The sequence below is a fragment of the Enterococcus casseliflavus genome, assembly GCF_029215545.1.
In the GTDB taxonomy this organism is placed as follows: Bacteria; Bacillota; Bacilli; order Lactobacillales; family Enterococcaceae; genus Enterococcus_D; species Enterococcus_D casseliflavus.
In genome coordinates this window covers 357,560-373,485 of record NZ_CP119393.1, presented here as the reverse complement: position 1 = coordinate 373,485, position 15,926 = coordinate 357,560, and the positions used below count along the sequence as shown (strand labels likewise).

Sequence of the window (15,926 nt, the reverse complement as noted above, 5' to 3'; positions counted from 1 at the left end):
CCCTGCTTTTCTTCAAATTTTTGGTTGCTGTGCTAAAAACTGTGTCAGTTTGCTTTGATCGATGGCTTCATACTGCGATAGGAAGCGACCGATCGCTTGAACGACTGCCGGTAGATGACCCGCTTCATCATTTTCGATCTGCAGCACCAGCAGTGGTTCGTGCAGGCTCATTCGCAGCAAGAACCAGCCTTGGCCATAGGGCGCTGTCAAGTTGATGCGAATGCCTTCCTCATTTTCTGGATCGATCTGCCAGCCTGGCAGCAAATGATCGGCTAAATCCGCGATCACTTGGCGACCATAGTCTTGATAGTCGGCTTGTTGGATCGCAAAGCGCAATTCTTGGGTCTCGGCGGGTTGTTGCAACGCCGCGATCAGCTCATCCAGTGTCGTGCCTTGCTGTTGCAATTGAGGCAGCATCATCAAGAGCTTGGCGATCACGTACGCCCCGTCATCTAAAAAGAAATTTTCTTTAAACGCGGCATGCCCGCTGGTTTCGATGGCTAACTGTGTGTCCAGTCCTGCTTCATTCAATTCGATCGCTTTGTTGATCACATTGCGGTAGCCAGAAATATAGCGTACTTGCTGCCCTCCCAGTGCTTCGATAAAGGTTTTTAAATGATTAGAGGTTGGCGAATTGGTGACGATACGCGTGCCAGGGTGTTCCGCTAAGATGATCTTGCTTAATACAGCGATCATATTGTTGCGGTTCAAGGGCTCACCGCTTTTGGTCACGACCGCCGAGCGGTCGACATCGGTATCGAAAATAATGCCTAAATCAGCTTGTTCCCGCAAGACGGCTTCGCGAATACTTGCCATTGCCTCTTTATTGTCTGGATTCGGGATATGATTGGGAAAATGCCCATCCGGTTCTAAAAATTGCGAGCCATTCGTATCTGCTCCCAGCGGCAGCAACACTTTTTCAGCAAAAAAGCCGCCGGCACCATTGCCTGCATCAACAATGATCTTTAATCCAGCCAAAGGTTTTTCCTCATTGGTTCCCATCCCTTGGCGAATTTTTTGCAGTAGATCTTGGGCATAAGGCGTCAGCAAGTCTTTTTGCTGATAGCTTCCTTTTTCCGCTACCTCATGAACGGTAGTGTGGGTCAAAATATAGTGGATATACGTTTTTTCGGCACCGCCTTGGCGGCTGAAAATTTTTATTCCATTAAAGTAATAAGGCAAATGACTCGCTGTCAGCATCACACCAGCATCACAGTCGAAATCCGCAAACTGTGTACTCATAAACATGGCAGGTGTCGTTGCCAAGCCGCAATCGATCACTGCCACGCCTTCTTGCTGCAGTTGTGCCATCAACACTTCTTGAAGTGCTTCGCCACTCAAGCGACTGTCACGACCGACTGCCACACGAAAAGGCCCGCTGCCCTTTGTTGCCAACCAGTTGCGCAAGCCCGAAGCAACTTGCCGAACCGCTTGCTCTGTCAGTGTCACCTGCTCTTTCTCTGTTGCGATCGCAATTCCTCGAATATCAGAACCATTTTGCAAATCAACGATGTTCATTTCCTCCACCCCTTCTTGTAACCGGAATCAATTTAATTATACCAGAGAAAAAAGGAAATGAAATTGCTTTTTAGTATTTTTTACTATAAATAGTTTGCTTCCCTTACTCTTTAAACGGAATCCCTTCCAGTTGCAGTAGTCGGCGTTTGGTCGCTAACCCGCCCCGATACCCCGTCAAGCGGCCGTTTTTTCCTAACACACGATGACAAGGAACCACGATCATCATCGGATTACGCCCCACTGCATTTGCGACAGCGCGGACAGCAGTCGGCCGTTGAATGCGCAGCGCCAAGTCACTATACGTAGTGGTTTGTCCATAAGGAATTTGGGTCAGTGCTTGCCAAACAGTTTGTTGAAACGGTGTCCCGACAAAATCAAACGCAAAAGTAAATGTCACTGGTTCCCCTGCAAAATACGCTTGCAGCTGCGCTTCAATTACTGGATCAAGGTCAGCTGTATCACTGATTTCAGCCAATGGAAAGAACTTGAGTAATTCATGATGATCCTGCTGCCGACCAAAATAAACTAACCCTTTTTCCGATTGGACCACTTCATACCACTCATCATCTAAAACGATCTTTGCCAATGCTAGTTTCATGTTTTCACCTCATGGAATCCATTTTCGCAGCACAACTGCTTATGTGCTGCCGCCGTTGTGCGGCTGTCTCAGTGACAGTATACCATTTTTTCGAGCTGCGCAAAAAAACCGACTGGCTTACTGCCAATCGGTCGTTGCAAACAAGGGAAAAATAGGTAGATCGCCAGTCGTTGCAGCTTCAAGCCGTAGCCATGGCAGGATCAATCCAATTCGATTTTTCCAGTATAGAGCTGATAATAGGTGCCTTTTTCCGCCAATAGCGTTTCATGAGTCCCCCGCTCAATGATACGGCCATGATCCATCACCATGATGGCATCTGAGTTTTGGATCGTAGACAATCGATGGGCAATCACAAACACGGTCCGTCCAGACATCAAACGGTCCATCCCTGATTGGACGATCCGCTCTGTACGGGTATCGATGCTTGAGGTGGCTTCGTCTAAGATCATCACTGGCGGATCAGCGATCGCTGCCCGCGCAATTGCCAACAGCTGACGTTGCCCTTGGGAAAGCCCTTCGCCATCGCCCGTGATCACGGTGTCGTATTTTTCTGGCAAGTGGTTGATAAACATGTCGGCATTGGCTAATTTCGCCGCTGCCAGCACTTCTTCATCACTAGCATCCAGTTTTCCGAAGCGAATATTCTCGCGAATCGTTCCAGTAAACAAATGGGTGTCTTGCAACACGATCCCTAAGGAGCGGCGCAGGGATTCAAGATGGATTTTTTCAATATTGATGCCATCATAACGAATCTTCCCATCTTGGATGTTGTAGAACCGATTGATCAAATTGGTGATCGTTGTCTTACCAGCACCTGTGGCACCGACAAAAGCAACTTTTTGCCCAGGCTCTGCATACAGATTGATATCATGTAAGACCAGTTGATTGTCGACATAGCCGAAATCAACATCTTCAAATCGCACGTCTCCCGTCACTTCCGTATAGGTAATGGTCCCATCCTCGTGGGGATGTTTCCACGCCCACGTGCCTGTTCGTTCTCTGGTTTCAACTAGCTGACCTTGCGACCATTTGGCATTGACCAGTGTGACGTAGCCATGATCGATTTCTGGCGTTTCATCTAATAGATTGAAGATCCGCTCAGCACCGGCTAATGCCATGATCACAAAGTTGATTTGTTGTGATACTTGGCTGATAGGGCCATTCAATGAACGGCTCAGTTGCAAGAAAGAAGCGATCATCCCGACCGTTAGGCCAGAAACACCATTGATGGCAAACAGGCCCCCAATGATGGCGATCAAGACATATTGGACATTCAGTAAGTTCATCATGATCGGCATCAAGGTATTGGCATTGACATTGGCTTTAGTGGCACTTTCTTGTAGTTGGTCATTTAAGGCATCAAATTCTTCCATGACGATTTTTTCATGATTGAAGATCTTGACGACTTTTTGCCCGTGCATCATTTCTTCGATATACCCGTTGACAGCGCCTAAATCTCGTTGCTGTGCGCCAAAGAAGCGGCCGCTGCGGCGAGAAATGATGCGGATCACATTCAGCATCAAAATAATCGACAGCATCACGAACAAAGTCAATGGGACGCTGATGGAGAACATAGCGATAAAGACAGAACAAAAGGTTACCGCCGCCATCATCAAGTTTGGAATACTTTGGGAGATCATTTGGCGCAACGTATCCGTATCGTTGGTAAAGTGACTCATGATGTCGCCATCTGAGCGGGCATCAAAGTAACCGACGGGTAGAGACTGCATATGCGTAAACATTTGGTCACGGATTTTTTTCTGCGTCCCCTCACTGATCTTGACCATCATAAAGTTATAGATCAGTGCGGCCAAAATCCCAATCAGGTAGATGATCGCCATTTGAACGATCGCCCGAAACAAGCCGCCAAAATCAGGATTGGCTTGCCCTAAAAGCGGTGTGATATGATCGTCGATCACGACTTGTAAAAACAACGAACCGCGAACGTTGGCAAAGGCACTTAATAAGATCATAACAACGACGAATAGGAGTTGTCCTTTGTAGTCGCCAAACATCGTCCGCAATAAGCGTTTCAATGTGCGCTTGGGATTTGCTGCTTGTCTATTCTTCACCTTCACCAAATCCTTTCTGCTGCGAATAGTACACTTCTTGATAGATGGCATTGTTTGCCAACAATTCTTCGTGGGTACCGATGCCATTGATTTTGCCATCATCCATTACGATGATCCGGTCGGCGTCTTCGATCGAATTGATCCGTTGGGAAATAATGATCGTCGTCGTTCCCGGAATTTCTCGTTTCAAGCCTTCGCGGATACTGCGATCGGTTTTGGTGTCGACGGCACTAGTAGAATCATCGAGAATCAAGATTTTCGGTTTCTTTAATAAGGCGCGAGCAATCGTCAACCGTTGTTTTTGTCCACCAGAAACATTGTTTCCTCCTTGTGAGATCTGCGTTTCATATTTATCAGGAAATTCTTGAATGAAGGGATCGGCTTGTGCGATCGTTGCCACGCGCTGGATCTCTTCATCCGACGCCTCTTCATTGCCCCAACGTAAATTGTCGTTGATGGTGCCGCTGAAAAGGACATTGTTTTGCAAGACCATACTTACTTGGTCCCGCAATGCTTCTAAATCATAGTCGCGAACATCATGACCGCCGACGATGACACGCCCTTCAATCACATCATATAAGCGCGGGATCAGCTGGACGAGGGTGGATTTTCCGCTCCCGGTTCCGCCAATGACTCCAATGACTTCCCCGGATTCGATACGCAGATTTGCATCCGTCAGCGCCAGCTTGTTTTTGTCATTGGCGTAACTAAAGCCGACATTTTCAAAAATGATGGAGCCGTCTTTGATTTCTTTGACTGGCTCGGCGGGATTTTTCAAGTCACTTTCTTCATCTAATACTTCCACGACCCGTTCTGCCGACGTTCGTGCGATCAAAATCTGCACGAAAGCCATCGACATCATCATCAAGCTCATCAAAATCTGCATCGTGTAGTTGAACATGCTGACTAATTCACCCGTCGTCAGGCTACTTTGTTCCACGATCAACTGGGCACCAAACCATGACAAGAGCAACATACATGTATAGACTGCAAATTGCATCAATGGCATGTTAAAAGAGACGATTCGTTGCGCAAGCGTGAAATTCCGATAAACATCGGTGGACACTTCGCCAAACAGTTCTTCTTGTTGTTCTTCTCGGACATACGATTTCACGACGCGAACCCCTTGTAGATTCTCTTGCACCACATTATTCAAGCGGTCATAAATGCGGAATACTTTTAGAAACAGCGGGTGGGCAAAACGAATCACTAAAGCAAGGCCAATCGCTAAAATCGGTAAAACAACTAAGTAGATCGTCATAAGTTCTGGGCTGATGGTGCTAACCATTGCAAGTGAGAAAATCAGAACTAACGGACTGCGGACCAGAATACGAATAATCATTTGATACGCATTTTGGACGTTGGTCACGTCAGTGGTCAAGCGGGTGATCAAACTGGAGGAAGAAAAGCGGTCAATGTTTGAAAAGGAAAAATCTTGGATTCGGCGAAACAGATTGTGCCGCAGGTTGCGGGCAAAACCAGCCGAAGCGATCGCTGCCGTTCGTCCGCCAAGCGTTCCTAAAAGTAATGCGATCAAGGAACATAAAAAAAGCAAGCCGCCATCTCTTAGAATCACACCGGCGTCTCCTTTTTCGATCCCTTGGTCGATCATCATGGCCATGATCAGGGGCATAATGACATCTAAGGCAACCTCTCCTGCTACATACACAGGGGTCAGCAAGCTGTCCTTCTTATAGCTGCCAACATTCGCGAGTAATTTTTTTATCATTTGTTTCGTCCCTTCTATAGATGGCACTGCGGAGCCATTTTTTCTCGTTACCATCAAGTTTACTTTATCGATCCAGCGATTTCAAGCGGCTCGCTCGTGTTTTTTTTACAATTAGTAAGTAAAAACACCCTTCCAAGGAAGGGTGCTTACCTTTTGATGCTGTGTGAAAAAGTGTCGGTTGCGAGATTATTCGGCAGCAGATGAACTAGCGGTACTGACCGGTTCATCCGCCTCCCCGCCATCCTCTGCCGGCGGTGTTTGGGTACTGCCTTGCAGATTGCCGCGGCTGATACCGATGGTGATCCACGTTTCTAGGGGAATGAACTCGCCGTAGCGGCTCATTTCAACGACGGTTCCTTTTGGTTCCGCCGAATCGACATAGTAGATTTCGTAATAGACATTGGCGCCTTTTGATTTGTATTCATCAAAGAATAGTTTTGGCAAGTCGCCTTCCGTTGCTTGGAAACGGATGTCTTTCAAATACGGTCTACCTAATGAGTAGACGACTTTGACAGTTGGCAAAGTATCGCTTTCGCTGTACTCTTTGCCCGCTTCCTCCGACTGACTCAAGAAACTACCATACGCCACTTGATCGGAATAGACCGTGCTGACTTGCAGCGGGATTTTCGATTCTAGTCCTTGGGCTTCTTCGATCGTGTATTGTGAAAAATCTGGAACGGTCAATGCTTGGCCTTTTGAGACCTTCACCACAAATTCATCTTTTTTCGCGAGTTTGCTGCCTTTGACTGGTTCTTGTGAAACCACCAGATCCAGGGCGACACTGTCAGAAAAGACGGTTTCTTCTTTGTATTTCAAGTCATTCTTTTTCGCCCATTCAGAAGCTTCACTCTTGGCTTTGCCCGTAAAATCAGGTACTTCAATATTCTTTTCAAAGACCTCTTTCCCTTTTGAATAATAGACACTCAAACGGTCTTTGCGTTTGTATTCCGCCAAATCAAGCTCTTTGTTGGCCGCCTCTTGTTTAATAAAGGCTTCTGCTGCTACGTTGTCGTCAAATTGTTCGATCAAAGAGAGGTTCTCGGCTTTATTGCTGGCGATCCATTCTTTTGCTTCGGTCACTTGCATCGCTGAAAAATCTGGCAGCTCTAAGCGTTCTTCAGGATCAGGCCCGAGACTCGCCGTCAGTGTCAATGTGGCACCCTTCTTGATCTTTTTGTCAGGGTCAACACTTTGGTCAATCACTTGGTTGACGTCTTTGTCAAAATCATATTCTTGCTCTACTTTGATAGCGACGCCTTCTTCCATGCCCCACGTCCGCGCTTCTGACAGATCTTGGGCAGTGAAATCTGGCACCTTCACATGGGTCATTTGATAGTAGACGATCCCAATCACGGCAACCGCCAAGGCGGTCAGTAGGGCAATTAGCAAGATTTTTTTCTGCTTACGCTTTTTGTAGGTCGGATCAAATTCCGTTTCTTCTTTCCCAAACCGGCTGACTGGTTCCTTTGATGCTACCTTCTCCGTCGCAGAACTCGCCGCTTTTGCTTCAGTCGTCTGTGTTTGTTGACGGGCTGCCGAACGACTCAGTGGCTCACTAGCGGTCGACTCTTCTGATTGGTGAACCGTCGTCGGCTCTGCTGGTTTGCCCGCTTGCTCCGCGCCACTTGCGTTTTGATCTCCGACAGGTTCGCTGGTTTTTTTCTCGCGATCGGGCGTGGGTTTCTTTTTGCCATCATAGTTGTCCGGGCTAAAATTTGATAAAAAATCACTCATGTTTGCTCAACACACCTTTACGTAAATACAAGACTTCATCCGCTTGTTGAGCGATCTCGTTGGCGTGGGTCACGACGATCACACATTTGTTGTGGACGTGTGCCAGCTCTTTAAAGATATCGATGATTTCTTGTTCCATTTCTTCATCCAAATTCCCGGTTGGTTCGTCCGCTAAAATGATATCGACATTGGTGGCTAACGCCCGGGCGATCGCTACCCGTTGTTGTTCCCCACCAGATAATTGATTGACGAGACGATCGGCTTTTTCTTTAGTGATGCCTATATAATCCAGCAAATTGTACGCCACTTCTCGTTGATTGTCTGGCAGCTGATTTTTCGTAATCGCCATCGGCACTAAGACATTTTCGACTGCACTCAAATAGGGAATCAGATTATAGCTTTGGAAAATGATACTGATGTCGTCGCGGCGGTAATTCTCATGCCCAATTTTTTCGATATCGGTGCCTTCATATAATACTTGCCCACTTTTCGGACTATCCAGTGCACTGATCAAGGACAAAAACGTCGTTTTTCCCGAACCAGATTGACCTAAGATGGCATAAAATCGGCCTTTTTCAAAAGAAACAGAAGTCTCTTTCAGTATATAGCGACGCTGATCGCCGTCTTGGTAATAGTAATCGACTGCTTTGGTTTCTAATAAAGTCATCGTTGGTTCCTCCTACATCATGATTTTCTTTGGATTCAAGCGTAAAATATACAATAGCGGTAAAATCGCTGAGAGTAAGACAGTTCCTAAACCTAACAGCAGATACGTGATGATGTAGCCGGCTGAGAAGGACACTTGATAAGCATTCTTGATATCCATGTAATCAATATTAGCTGCCATCAAACCGCCAGAATAAACACCGCCCATCTCATTTTGATTGCTCATCCAATCGTTTTGCATCAAAGTATTTGAAACGGCCCCACCTAATAAGTTCCCGGTCACTAAGGACAATAGCAGTGCGGCTAAACTAACCAGCAAGACTTCAATCACGATCTGACCAATGACTTTCCCACGGCTTTCCCCCAAGGAGAGATAGATGCCTAATTCTTGTTTCCGATCTCGTAAGAAAAGTAGGACCACTAAGGAAATGATAAAGATGGTTGCGATCGATGCAATGATTACGATGTAATTTGCGATCACCCCTAAACGAGTAAAACCACCGGCGATCTGCTCGTATTGATCCGTATTGGCAATGACGCGGTAGTATTGCGGCAATAACGCACCGGCTTCTTGTTTAAAGGCTTCGACGTCATCCGTTGAATTTAGGACAAAGATCGGTTGATAATAGGCGTCTGACTCTTCTTCGATCACTTCTTGACCCCAAAGCTTTTCAGACTGCAATTTGTTAAAATCTTGCACTAAATTATTGCTAGCATAAAAGGTGTTGATTTGATCCATCACTTGCCATATCTGATCACTATTTTGAGAATTGCTTTGATCTGATGAACTGCCTTGATTGCTTTGATCCTTTTTAACGACAGAAAAGATCCCTGCAATGGTCACAGGATAATCAAAGGTTGCGACACGATTGCCACTTTCAGCCGTTTCGTCCGTCGCATCCTCACTATCGTCACTCACTCCCTCGCTTGAACCACCTTCCATCATGACTTCTGCCCGTGTATCCCATACCAATTGATCACCGACACTCAGGTTGTTCAATTCTGCGATCTCTTTACTGATCAATACCGCATTCGTCAACTCACTGACATCTTTTTCTGTTAATCCCTCGCCTTCCTCCAAGCGAATCAAGCCTTCTTGCATGTCTAATGGCTCAACCAAATTTCCGCCCTTCAAAGAGAAATAGTTGCCACCCATGCCAACCGAGCCATCCTCCGGCGTATAGGCTTTCAATTTTGTTGTTTCTAACCAAGCTTGATTTTGGTAATCAAAATATTTCACATAGCTTAACTGACCGATTTGCTCATAAACATCCAGCGCTGGTGGTTTCGGATAAAAATCTTCTTGAGACCGCTCTTCGTCCGAAGCATCTGCATGCTCTTTTTCAAAACCTTCCCAATCCATTTCCACCGTAGCTACGTTCCCCATTTTGCGTTTCGTCTCTCGCTCCACGTTGGCAGTGGATTGTTGAATTGCTACAGCACCAGCGATCACATTGCCTAGAATAAATAGAACTAAAAATAAAATAAATGATTTCCCTTTTCTTCTGGTGATACTTTTTAATGCACGCTGCCAAAAGTTCATTGTTTTTTCCTCCAGTGACATTATTTTTTAACAATTATTCCATACTTCTCCCTCAAGAACAATCGCAATAAAGGATCGTTTTTCGAATTTTAAATATTAAAAAACGAGTACAAACGATATTTCCATTTAAAAACCCTTATAAAAGAACAAGAAAAAGATGTTAAATAACAAATAAAAGAATGGTATTTTTGCTAACAGTTTTGTAAGATTTCCCGATTTCAACTTAAATTTTACTTGAATTCCATCAAAAATGCTTGGCGCTTTCGAGAGTATAAAAAAACGAAGGAATTCTCTCACTCTTTCCCAGCGAGAAAATCCTTCGTTTTGTATCACTTATTTTTCTTTCGTATCGATCACGATCGTCACCGGGCCATCATTGACCAAGGCGACTTGCATATCTGCACCAAATTTTCCAGTAGCAACAGTGATGCCTTCGGCTTGTAAACCTTCATTAAAGGCTTCGTAAAGCGGGATCGCAATACTTGGCGGTGCCGCTTGAATGAAGCTAGGGCGATTGCCTTTCTTGGTCTCCCCATAGAGGGTGAACTGTGAAATACTCAAGACGGCGCCATTTATACTTTCCAGTGACCGATTCATTTTACCTTCTTCGTCTTCAAAAACCCGCAGATTTTTGATTTTTCTTACGAGATAAGCCACATCGTCGCCTGTATCCTCATGGGTGATCCCCAATAAAACCATAAACCCTTGTTGGATCGCACCGACGATATTCTCCTCAATCGACACACTTGCTTGACTGACTCGCTGGATCACTGCCCGCATTCTTTCTCATCCCTTCGTACGTCTGACGCTGTAAACATCTGGAATCTGCTTGATTTTATCAACGATCGATTTCAAATGAGTCAAATTCTGAATCGCCACCGTGATGCGGATCGTTGCCATTTTGTCTTTGTTGGTTTTGGCTTCGACACTCACTAAGCGCTTCGTGACAGTGTTGACTGTCTGTAAGACATCATTGAGCAACCCAGAACGATCATAGCCGTAGATCTCAAGATCGGCATCGTATTCTTTGTTGATGTCGGTGGCATCTTCCCACTCAACATCGATCAAACGGTTCGCGGCGTCTTTGTTTTGAACATTGGGACAATCGCTGCGGTGGATCGAGATTCCTCGGCCTTTGGTAATGTAGCCGACGATCGAATCCCCAGGGACCGGATTGCAGCAGCGGGAGATGCGGATCAACAAGTTATCGACCCCTTCAATGACAATGCCGCCTTCGTGACGAACCTTCATTTTTTCTGGTTCTTTTTTCGCTGGTTGATTGATCATCTCTTGGACTTGCTGCTTTTGCTTCTCGATTTGTTTCTCGCGCCGTTCTTCTTCGGTCAAACGGTTGGCTAAAGTCGTGGGACTAACTTCCCCATAGCCGACAGAGGCAAATAGATCATCTTCTGTTTGGTAGTTGAACCGTTCGCAAGCTTCCGCCATTTTGCTTTTCGTCAAAAATTCTTTCGGCACAAAGCCCATATCTTGTAAGGTACGAACTACTGCCTCATGCCCTTTGATGATGTTTTCATCACGATCTTGGGCTTTAAAAAATCGTTTGATTTTGTTCTTCGCTTTGCTGGTAGCCACTAGTTTGACCCAGTCGCGGCTTGGGCCAAAGGAATTTGGTGAGGTCAAGATCTCGATAATGTCCCCATTTTTTAGCTTGTAGTCCAATTGGACCATCTTGCCGTTGACCTTGGCGCCGGTGGTTTTGTTACCGATGTCGGTATGGATGCTATAGGCAAAATCCAGGGGACTGGAGCCTTGAGGCAACTCCGTCACATCACCTTTTGGCGTAAATACATAGACTTTGTCGCTGAAAATATCGCCTTTGACACCTTCCATAAATTCAGAAGCATCATAGCTTTCATCTTGTAGTTCCAAGATTTCGCGGAACCAGCCAACTTGTTGGGTCATCTTGTCGGCTCTGACTTTTTCGGTCTTGCCTTCTTTATAGGCCCAGTGCGCAGCAACCCCAAATTCAGCGATCTCATGCATTTCATGGGTCCGAATTTGGATCTCGACAGGATTGCCTTTGGGACCAATGACCGTCGTATGCAGCGATTGGTACATGTTGGCTTTTGGCATCGCGATATAATCCTTGAACCGCCCAGGCATTGGTTTCCATTTTGTATGGATCGTTCCCAAAACCGCATAACAATCTTTGATGGAGTCAACGATCACTCGGATCGCCAACAAATCATAGATTTCATTGAACTGTTTCTTTTGGTCTTTCATCTTGCGATAGATTGAGTAAATATGCTTTGGTCGGCCATAGATCTCAGCATAGATATCTAGTTCCTCGGTGGCGATTCGAATCTCTTCTACGGTTTCAGAAACGTAGGATTCCCGTTCTTCTCGCTTTGTCTGCATCAAATGCACGATTCGGTAATATTGCTGTGGATTCAAATAACGCAAAGAAATATCTTCTAATTCCCATTTGATGCGGCTGATCCCTAAACGATGAGCCAATGGGGCATAGATTTCCATCGTTTCTTGGGCGATGCGGCGTTGTTTGTCTTCCCGCAGATGTTTCAACGTACGCATATTATGTAAACGGTCAGCCAGTTTGACCATGATGACCCGTAAATCTTGCGCCATGGCGATCAACATTTTCCGATGATTTTCTGCTAATTGTTCTTCATGAGATTTGTACTTGATCTTACCCAGCTTGGTCACGCCATCCACTAGCATCGCTACATCGGCACCGAATTCTTCTTTCAGATCGGCTAACGTCACATCGGTATCTTCGACGACATCATGCAAAAAACCAGTTGCAACGGTATGAGGGTCCATCTGCAATTCTGCCAAGATCCCCGCAACTTGGATTGGATGAATAATGTAAGGCTCGCCGGATTTACGGAATTGTTCTTTATGGGCTTCTGTCGCGTAATCTAATGCTTTTTGGACAAAGGCAACATGTTCTTCACTCATATAATGAGCGACCAATTTGATGACATTGGGCCCGGTCAATATAACTTCTTTTGCCATTCATTCCGCCTCCTGCTTTTCTTTTTTGTGCTATCAAAAAGGCAGACAGAAGTCGCTGTTAACGTTTCGTCACGCACCCAAAGCCTTGCGGACAAACGTTCTAAGCATGGGACTCCTGTCTAACCTGCAGTTCTTATTTAGTAGTATTATTATACAAATTTTTCAGCTATTTTTCAATCGCTGTTGTTCAAAGCACATCGGGCGACGGCTGGTCCTTAAGCAATTCTTCAAAAACATGATACGAGAGCCCGATTTTCTCAGCGCCAGCAGCCTGTAGTGATTGCAGCGCTTGTTCATCGACTGTGTCAGGATTGATCTGGATCGACAGTTGACTGCCGCCATCTAAGGAAAACAAGCTCACGTCATGCAATGCTTCTGCTAGTGGTTGTTTTTGCCCTAACACAATCTTTGGCCAAGCTTCTTCTTTCAAGCGTTGTGCTACTTGGATCTTCGTCAATTCATTCATGATCTCGGTTTGCACAGCTAAGCGGATCTCTCCTCCTGTCAAGGTCAAGGAGCGGATCGTTTCAGTCAGCTCCGCAAAGCCACGATCATTTTCCATGAAGGAAGAAGCTGGCAGCCAGACTTCCAAAAAATCGGCGCCTTCCATAAACGCCCGACCAATTTCAAACGCCACCTTTGCCAGTGTTCCTTGGGCAAGGGGGTAATCGATCACTGCGCCGATTTGTAGGGAAGAGCCTTGTGCCAAGATTTTCGCTCGCCGAATGGCACTAGGCAAAACGACGACTTCCTTTAAGGTCGTCTTATATTGATTGATAAAATCCTTCAAGACCCAGTCGGTCAGATCGGCCGTCAACAAACGGACACTGATTGCTTCTTGGTTCTTATTCATCAACTCACATCCTCTTTAATTCCGTTAGCACACTGACAGCACTTAAAAAATAAAACGGTGCTGTTTCTGTTCGTAAAATTCGAGGGCCTAACCCGCATAATTTGGCGTTGTTTTGCTGGGCTTCTTCGATTTCGGAGGGGGTCAGACCGCCTTCTGGACCAAAGATCGCTAAAACTTTGCTGCCAACAGGCAATGCGGTGATCACTTGCAGCAGCATCGCTGCTTCTCCTTGTTTGGCTGATTCTTCATAAGCCACTAGGACCGCATCATACTGACTGAGGCTTTGCCAAAATGCTTTGGCGTTATCCAGCAGCGTGATGGCTGGTGCGATCTGCCGTTGGGATTGCTCCGCCGCTTCTTGGGCGATTTTTTGCAGCCGTTGCTGCTTTTTCTGTAATTTCTTTTGATCCCATTTCACGACCGAAGTTTGTGCAGGAAAACCGATAAAGGCTGCCGCCCCCAGCTCCGTTCCTTTTTGAACGATCAATTCCAGCTTGTCGCCTTTCGGGTAGCCGCTAGCGATCGTGACCTGCAGCGGCAATTCCTTGTCCTGCTGTTCTTTTTCGACTTCCTCTAAGTACACCGTTTCTTCATCGGCTTCTTTGATCTTGGCAATGATCGCCAAATGATCCTCAAACACTAAACCGACTTTTGCCCCGGGAGTCATGCGCATCACTCGGATCATATGGTGGAAGGGTTCTCCTGAAACGGCAAACACCGCTTTTGCTTCATAAGGCTCCTGTAAAAAATATCGCTGCATCTTACTCTACCTCTGGTTTTTTAAAGGCGATCGCATACCAGTCTTTTTGATTGAACAATTGATCGATCTCAAAGCCTTGTGCGATCATGGCATCGATCACTAATTGTTTTTTCGTCTCAATGATCCCAGAAACGATCAAGGTCCCTTCTTGCTTCAATAGACGCCACGCATCAGGGATCATCAATAAAATGATGTCCGCTAAAATATTGGCAACGATAAGATCAGCAGGGACCGTCACTCCTTGCAAGAGATCATTGGCCTGCACGGTCACATCGTGAGCAATAGGGTTCATCGCCATATTTTCTTGGGCGGACCTCACAGCGACTTCATCTAGATCATAAGCGAACACGTCTTTGGCACCTAAATATTTACTGGCGATACTCAACACGCCTGAGCCCGTCCCGACATCTAAGACGGTTTCACCGCCTCGCAAGTAGACTTCTAGGGCTTGTAATGTCAAGCGTGTCGTAGGATGTGTGCCTGTCCCAAAAGCCATCCCCGGATCAAGGGTGATGATCTTTTCATCTTCTTGCAGCGGTTGATAGTTTTCCCAACTCGGCACGATCGTCAGATAGCGGGAGATACGGACTGGATGGTAATATTTTTTCCAGGCCGTCGCCCATGCTTCTTCCACGACCTCGCTCGTTGTGATGGTGTTTTTGCCGATCGCCAAACCATATTCTGGCAGACGGTCGATGGCTGCTTTGATCGTCGGCAGCACTTCTGGTAAAAAGATCGTCTCTGGGAAATAGGCACTGACTTGGGCGCCTTCTTCTAAGGTCGTATAGGTTTCTTTATCCAAAATTTCGCCATACGCATCGCTTTTAAAATTTTCGATATCTAAAACGTCCTCGATCGCTACCCCACTTGCTCCGTGTTCCATTAAAATATTGGCGACTGCTTCCACTGCTTCGCTAGCTGTCGCTACGGTTACTTCATTCCATTTCATGTTCGTTCTCCTTACTTAGTAACTAGGGTACGGGATCATAGTTTCCCCAGCTCCCGCTTGATAGTTCGTCATTTTCTCCACAAATTCTTCTTCGTTGAATCGCAATTCAAAGATCGCTTCTTCACTGTCATCGTTCAAGAAATCAAGCAGATCGCTTTGGCCTTCTTCTAAAATTTCTTGAATGTAATCAACCAATCCGTCTAACAAGGCTTTTTGGATCCCTTTTTTCCCTGCATAAGGGATCGTCGCTAAATAATCTTCTTCATCAAACGTTGATTTTTGTGGATCATACAGCAAAATCCCATCTTCAAATTCAATGATCGCTTCTTCTGATGCCACACCTTGTGCATCGTCGATCTGCACGTGGTGAGGATTTTCAGCAAACAAGCGCAGCACCAATTCGATCGTATGATTTTTGGCATCCCAATCGATCGCCACATCATAGTCGGTGATTTTTTTCGTTAATCGCTGATCTAAGTAAGTCAATATCGTTTCTTTCGCCATCAC

General features: G+C 45.9%; 13 protein-coding genes. All 13 read right to left on the bottom strand.

From position 1 onward, the window contains the following. Nucleotides 1–12 precede the first annotated feature (12 nt). The gene (locus P0G38_RS01830; RefSeq protein WP_275853868.1) at nt 13–1,518 is read right to left on the bottom strand and encodes a phosphohexomutase domain-containing protein; all 1,506 of its coding nucleotides are present in this window, start codon (nt 1,516–1,518) and stop codon (nt 13–15) included. A 103-nt stretch (nt 1,519–1,621) separates the two neighbouring features. After that, complete coding sequence (locus P0G38_RS01825; RefSeq protein ID WP_142424911.1) at nt 1,622–2,116, bottom strand: methylated-DNA--[protein]-cysteine S-methyltransferase; 495 nt, start codon at nt 2,114–2,116, stop codon at nt 1,622–1,624. 200 nt (nt 2,117–2,316) lie between these two features. After that, nucleotides 2,317–4,239: an ABC transporter ATP-binding protein gene (locus P0G38_RS01820; RefSeq protein WP_420842467.1), complete on the bottom strand. Its 1,923-nt coding sequence runs from the start codon at nt 4,237–4,239 to the stop codon at nt 2,317–2,319. Then, on the bottom strand, nt 4,178–5,917 hold the full coding sequence (locus P0G38_RS01815) for an ABC transporter ATP-binding protein (RefSeq protein WP_275853864.1): 1,740 nt from the start codon (nt 5,915–5,917) through the stop codon (nt 4,178–4,180). The genes P0G38_RS01820 and P0G38_RS01815 overlap by 62 nt, the downstream gene beginning before the upstream one ends. Before the next feature lie 186 nt (nt 5,918–6,103). After that, a complete protein-coding gene (locus P0G38_RS01810) occupies nt 6,104–7,651 on the bottom strand; it encodes a PASTA domain-containing protein (protein ID WP_275853862.1) in 1,548 nt (515 codons plus the stop codon). Beyond that, nucleotides 7,644–8,318: an ABC transporter ATP-binding protein gene (locus P0G38_RS01805; RefSeq protein WP_010749041.1), complete on the bottom strand. Its 675-nt coding sequence runs from the start codon at nt 8,316–8,318 to the stop codon at nt 7,644–7,646. Before P0G38_RS01805 ends, P0G38_RS01810 begins: the two co-directional genes overlap by 8 nt. Nucleotides 8,319–8,330: 12 nt before the next feature. After that, the gene (locus P0G38_RS01800) at nt 8,331–9,881 is read right to left on the bottom strand and encodes an FtsX-like permease family protein (RefSeq protein WP_142962449.1); all 1,551 of its coding nucleotides are present in this window, start codon (nt 9,879–9,881) and stop codon (nt 8,331–8,333) included. A 312-nt stretch (nt 9,882–10,193) separates the two neighbouring features. Beyond that, nucleotides 10,194–10,640 carry a D-aminoacyl-tRNA deacylase gene (dtd, locus tag P0G38_RS01795; protein WP_010749039.1) on the bottom strand — a complete coding sequence of 149 codons (447 nt, stop codon included), beginning with the start codon at nt 10,638–10,640 and terminating at the stop codon, nt 10,194–10,196. A 6-nt stretch (nt 10,641–10,646) separates the two neighbouring features. Next, complete coding sequence (locus P0G38_RS01790; protein ID WP_010749038.1) at nt 10,647–12,857, bottom strand: RelA/SpoT family protein; 2,211 nt, start codon at nt 12,855–12,857, stop codon at nt 10,647–10,649. A gap of 187 nt (nt 12,858–13,044) precedes the next feature. Then, a complete protein-coding gene (locus P0G38_RS01785) occupies nt 13,045–13,710 on the bottom strand; it encodes a beta/alpha barrel domain-containing protein (RefSeq protein ID WP_005227769.1) in 666 nt (221 codons plus the stop codon). A gap of 4 nt (nt 13,711–13,714) precedes the next feature. Continuing rightward, nucleotides 13,715–14,470 carry a 16S rRNA (uracil(1498)-N(3))-methyltransferase gene (locus P0G38_RS01780; RefSeq protein ID WP_060792566.1) on the bottom strand — a complete coding sequence of 252 codons (756 nt, stop codon included), beginning with the start codon at nt 14,468–14,470 and terminating at the stop codon, nt 13,715–13,717. A 1-nt stretch (nt 14,471) separates the two neighbouring features. Next, entirely contained in the window at nt 14,472–15,419 is a 948-nt protein-coding gene (gene prmA / locus P0G38_RS01775) for a 50S ribosomal protein L11 methyltransferase (RefSeq protein WP_010749037.1), read from the bottom strand. A 15-nt stretch (nt 15,420–15,434) separates the two neighbouring features. Continuing rightward, on the bottom strand, nt 15,435–15,923 hold the full coding sequence (locus P0G38_RS01770; protein ID WP_005227763.1) for a DUF3013 family protein: 489 nt from the start codon (nt 15,921–15,923) through the stop codon (nt 15,435–15,437). Nucleotides 15,924–15,926 lie beyond the last annotated feature (3 nt).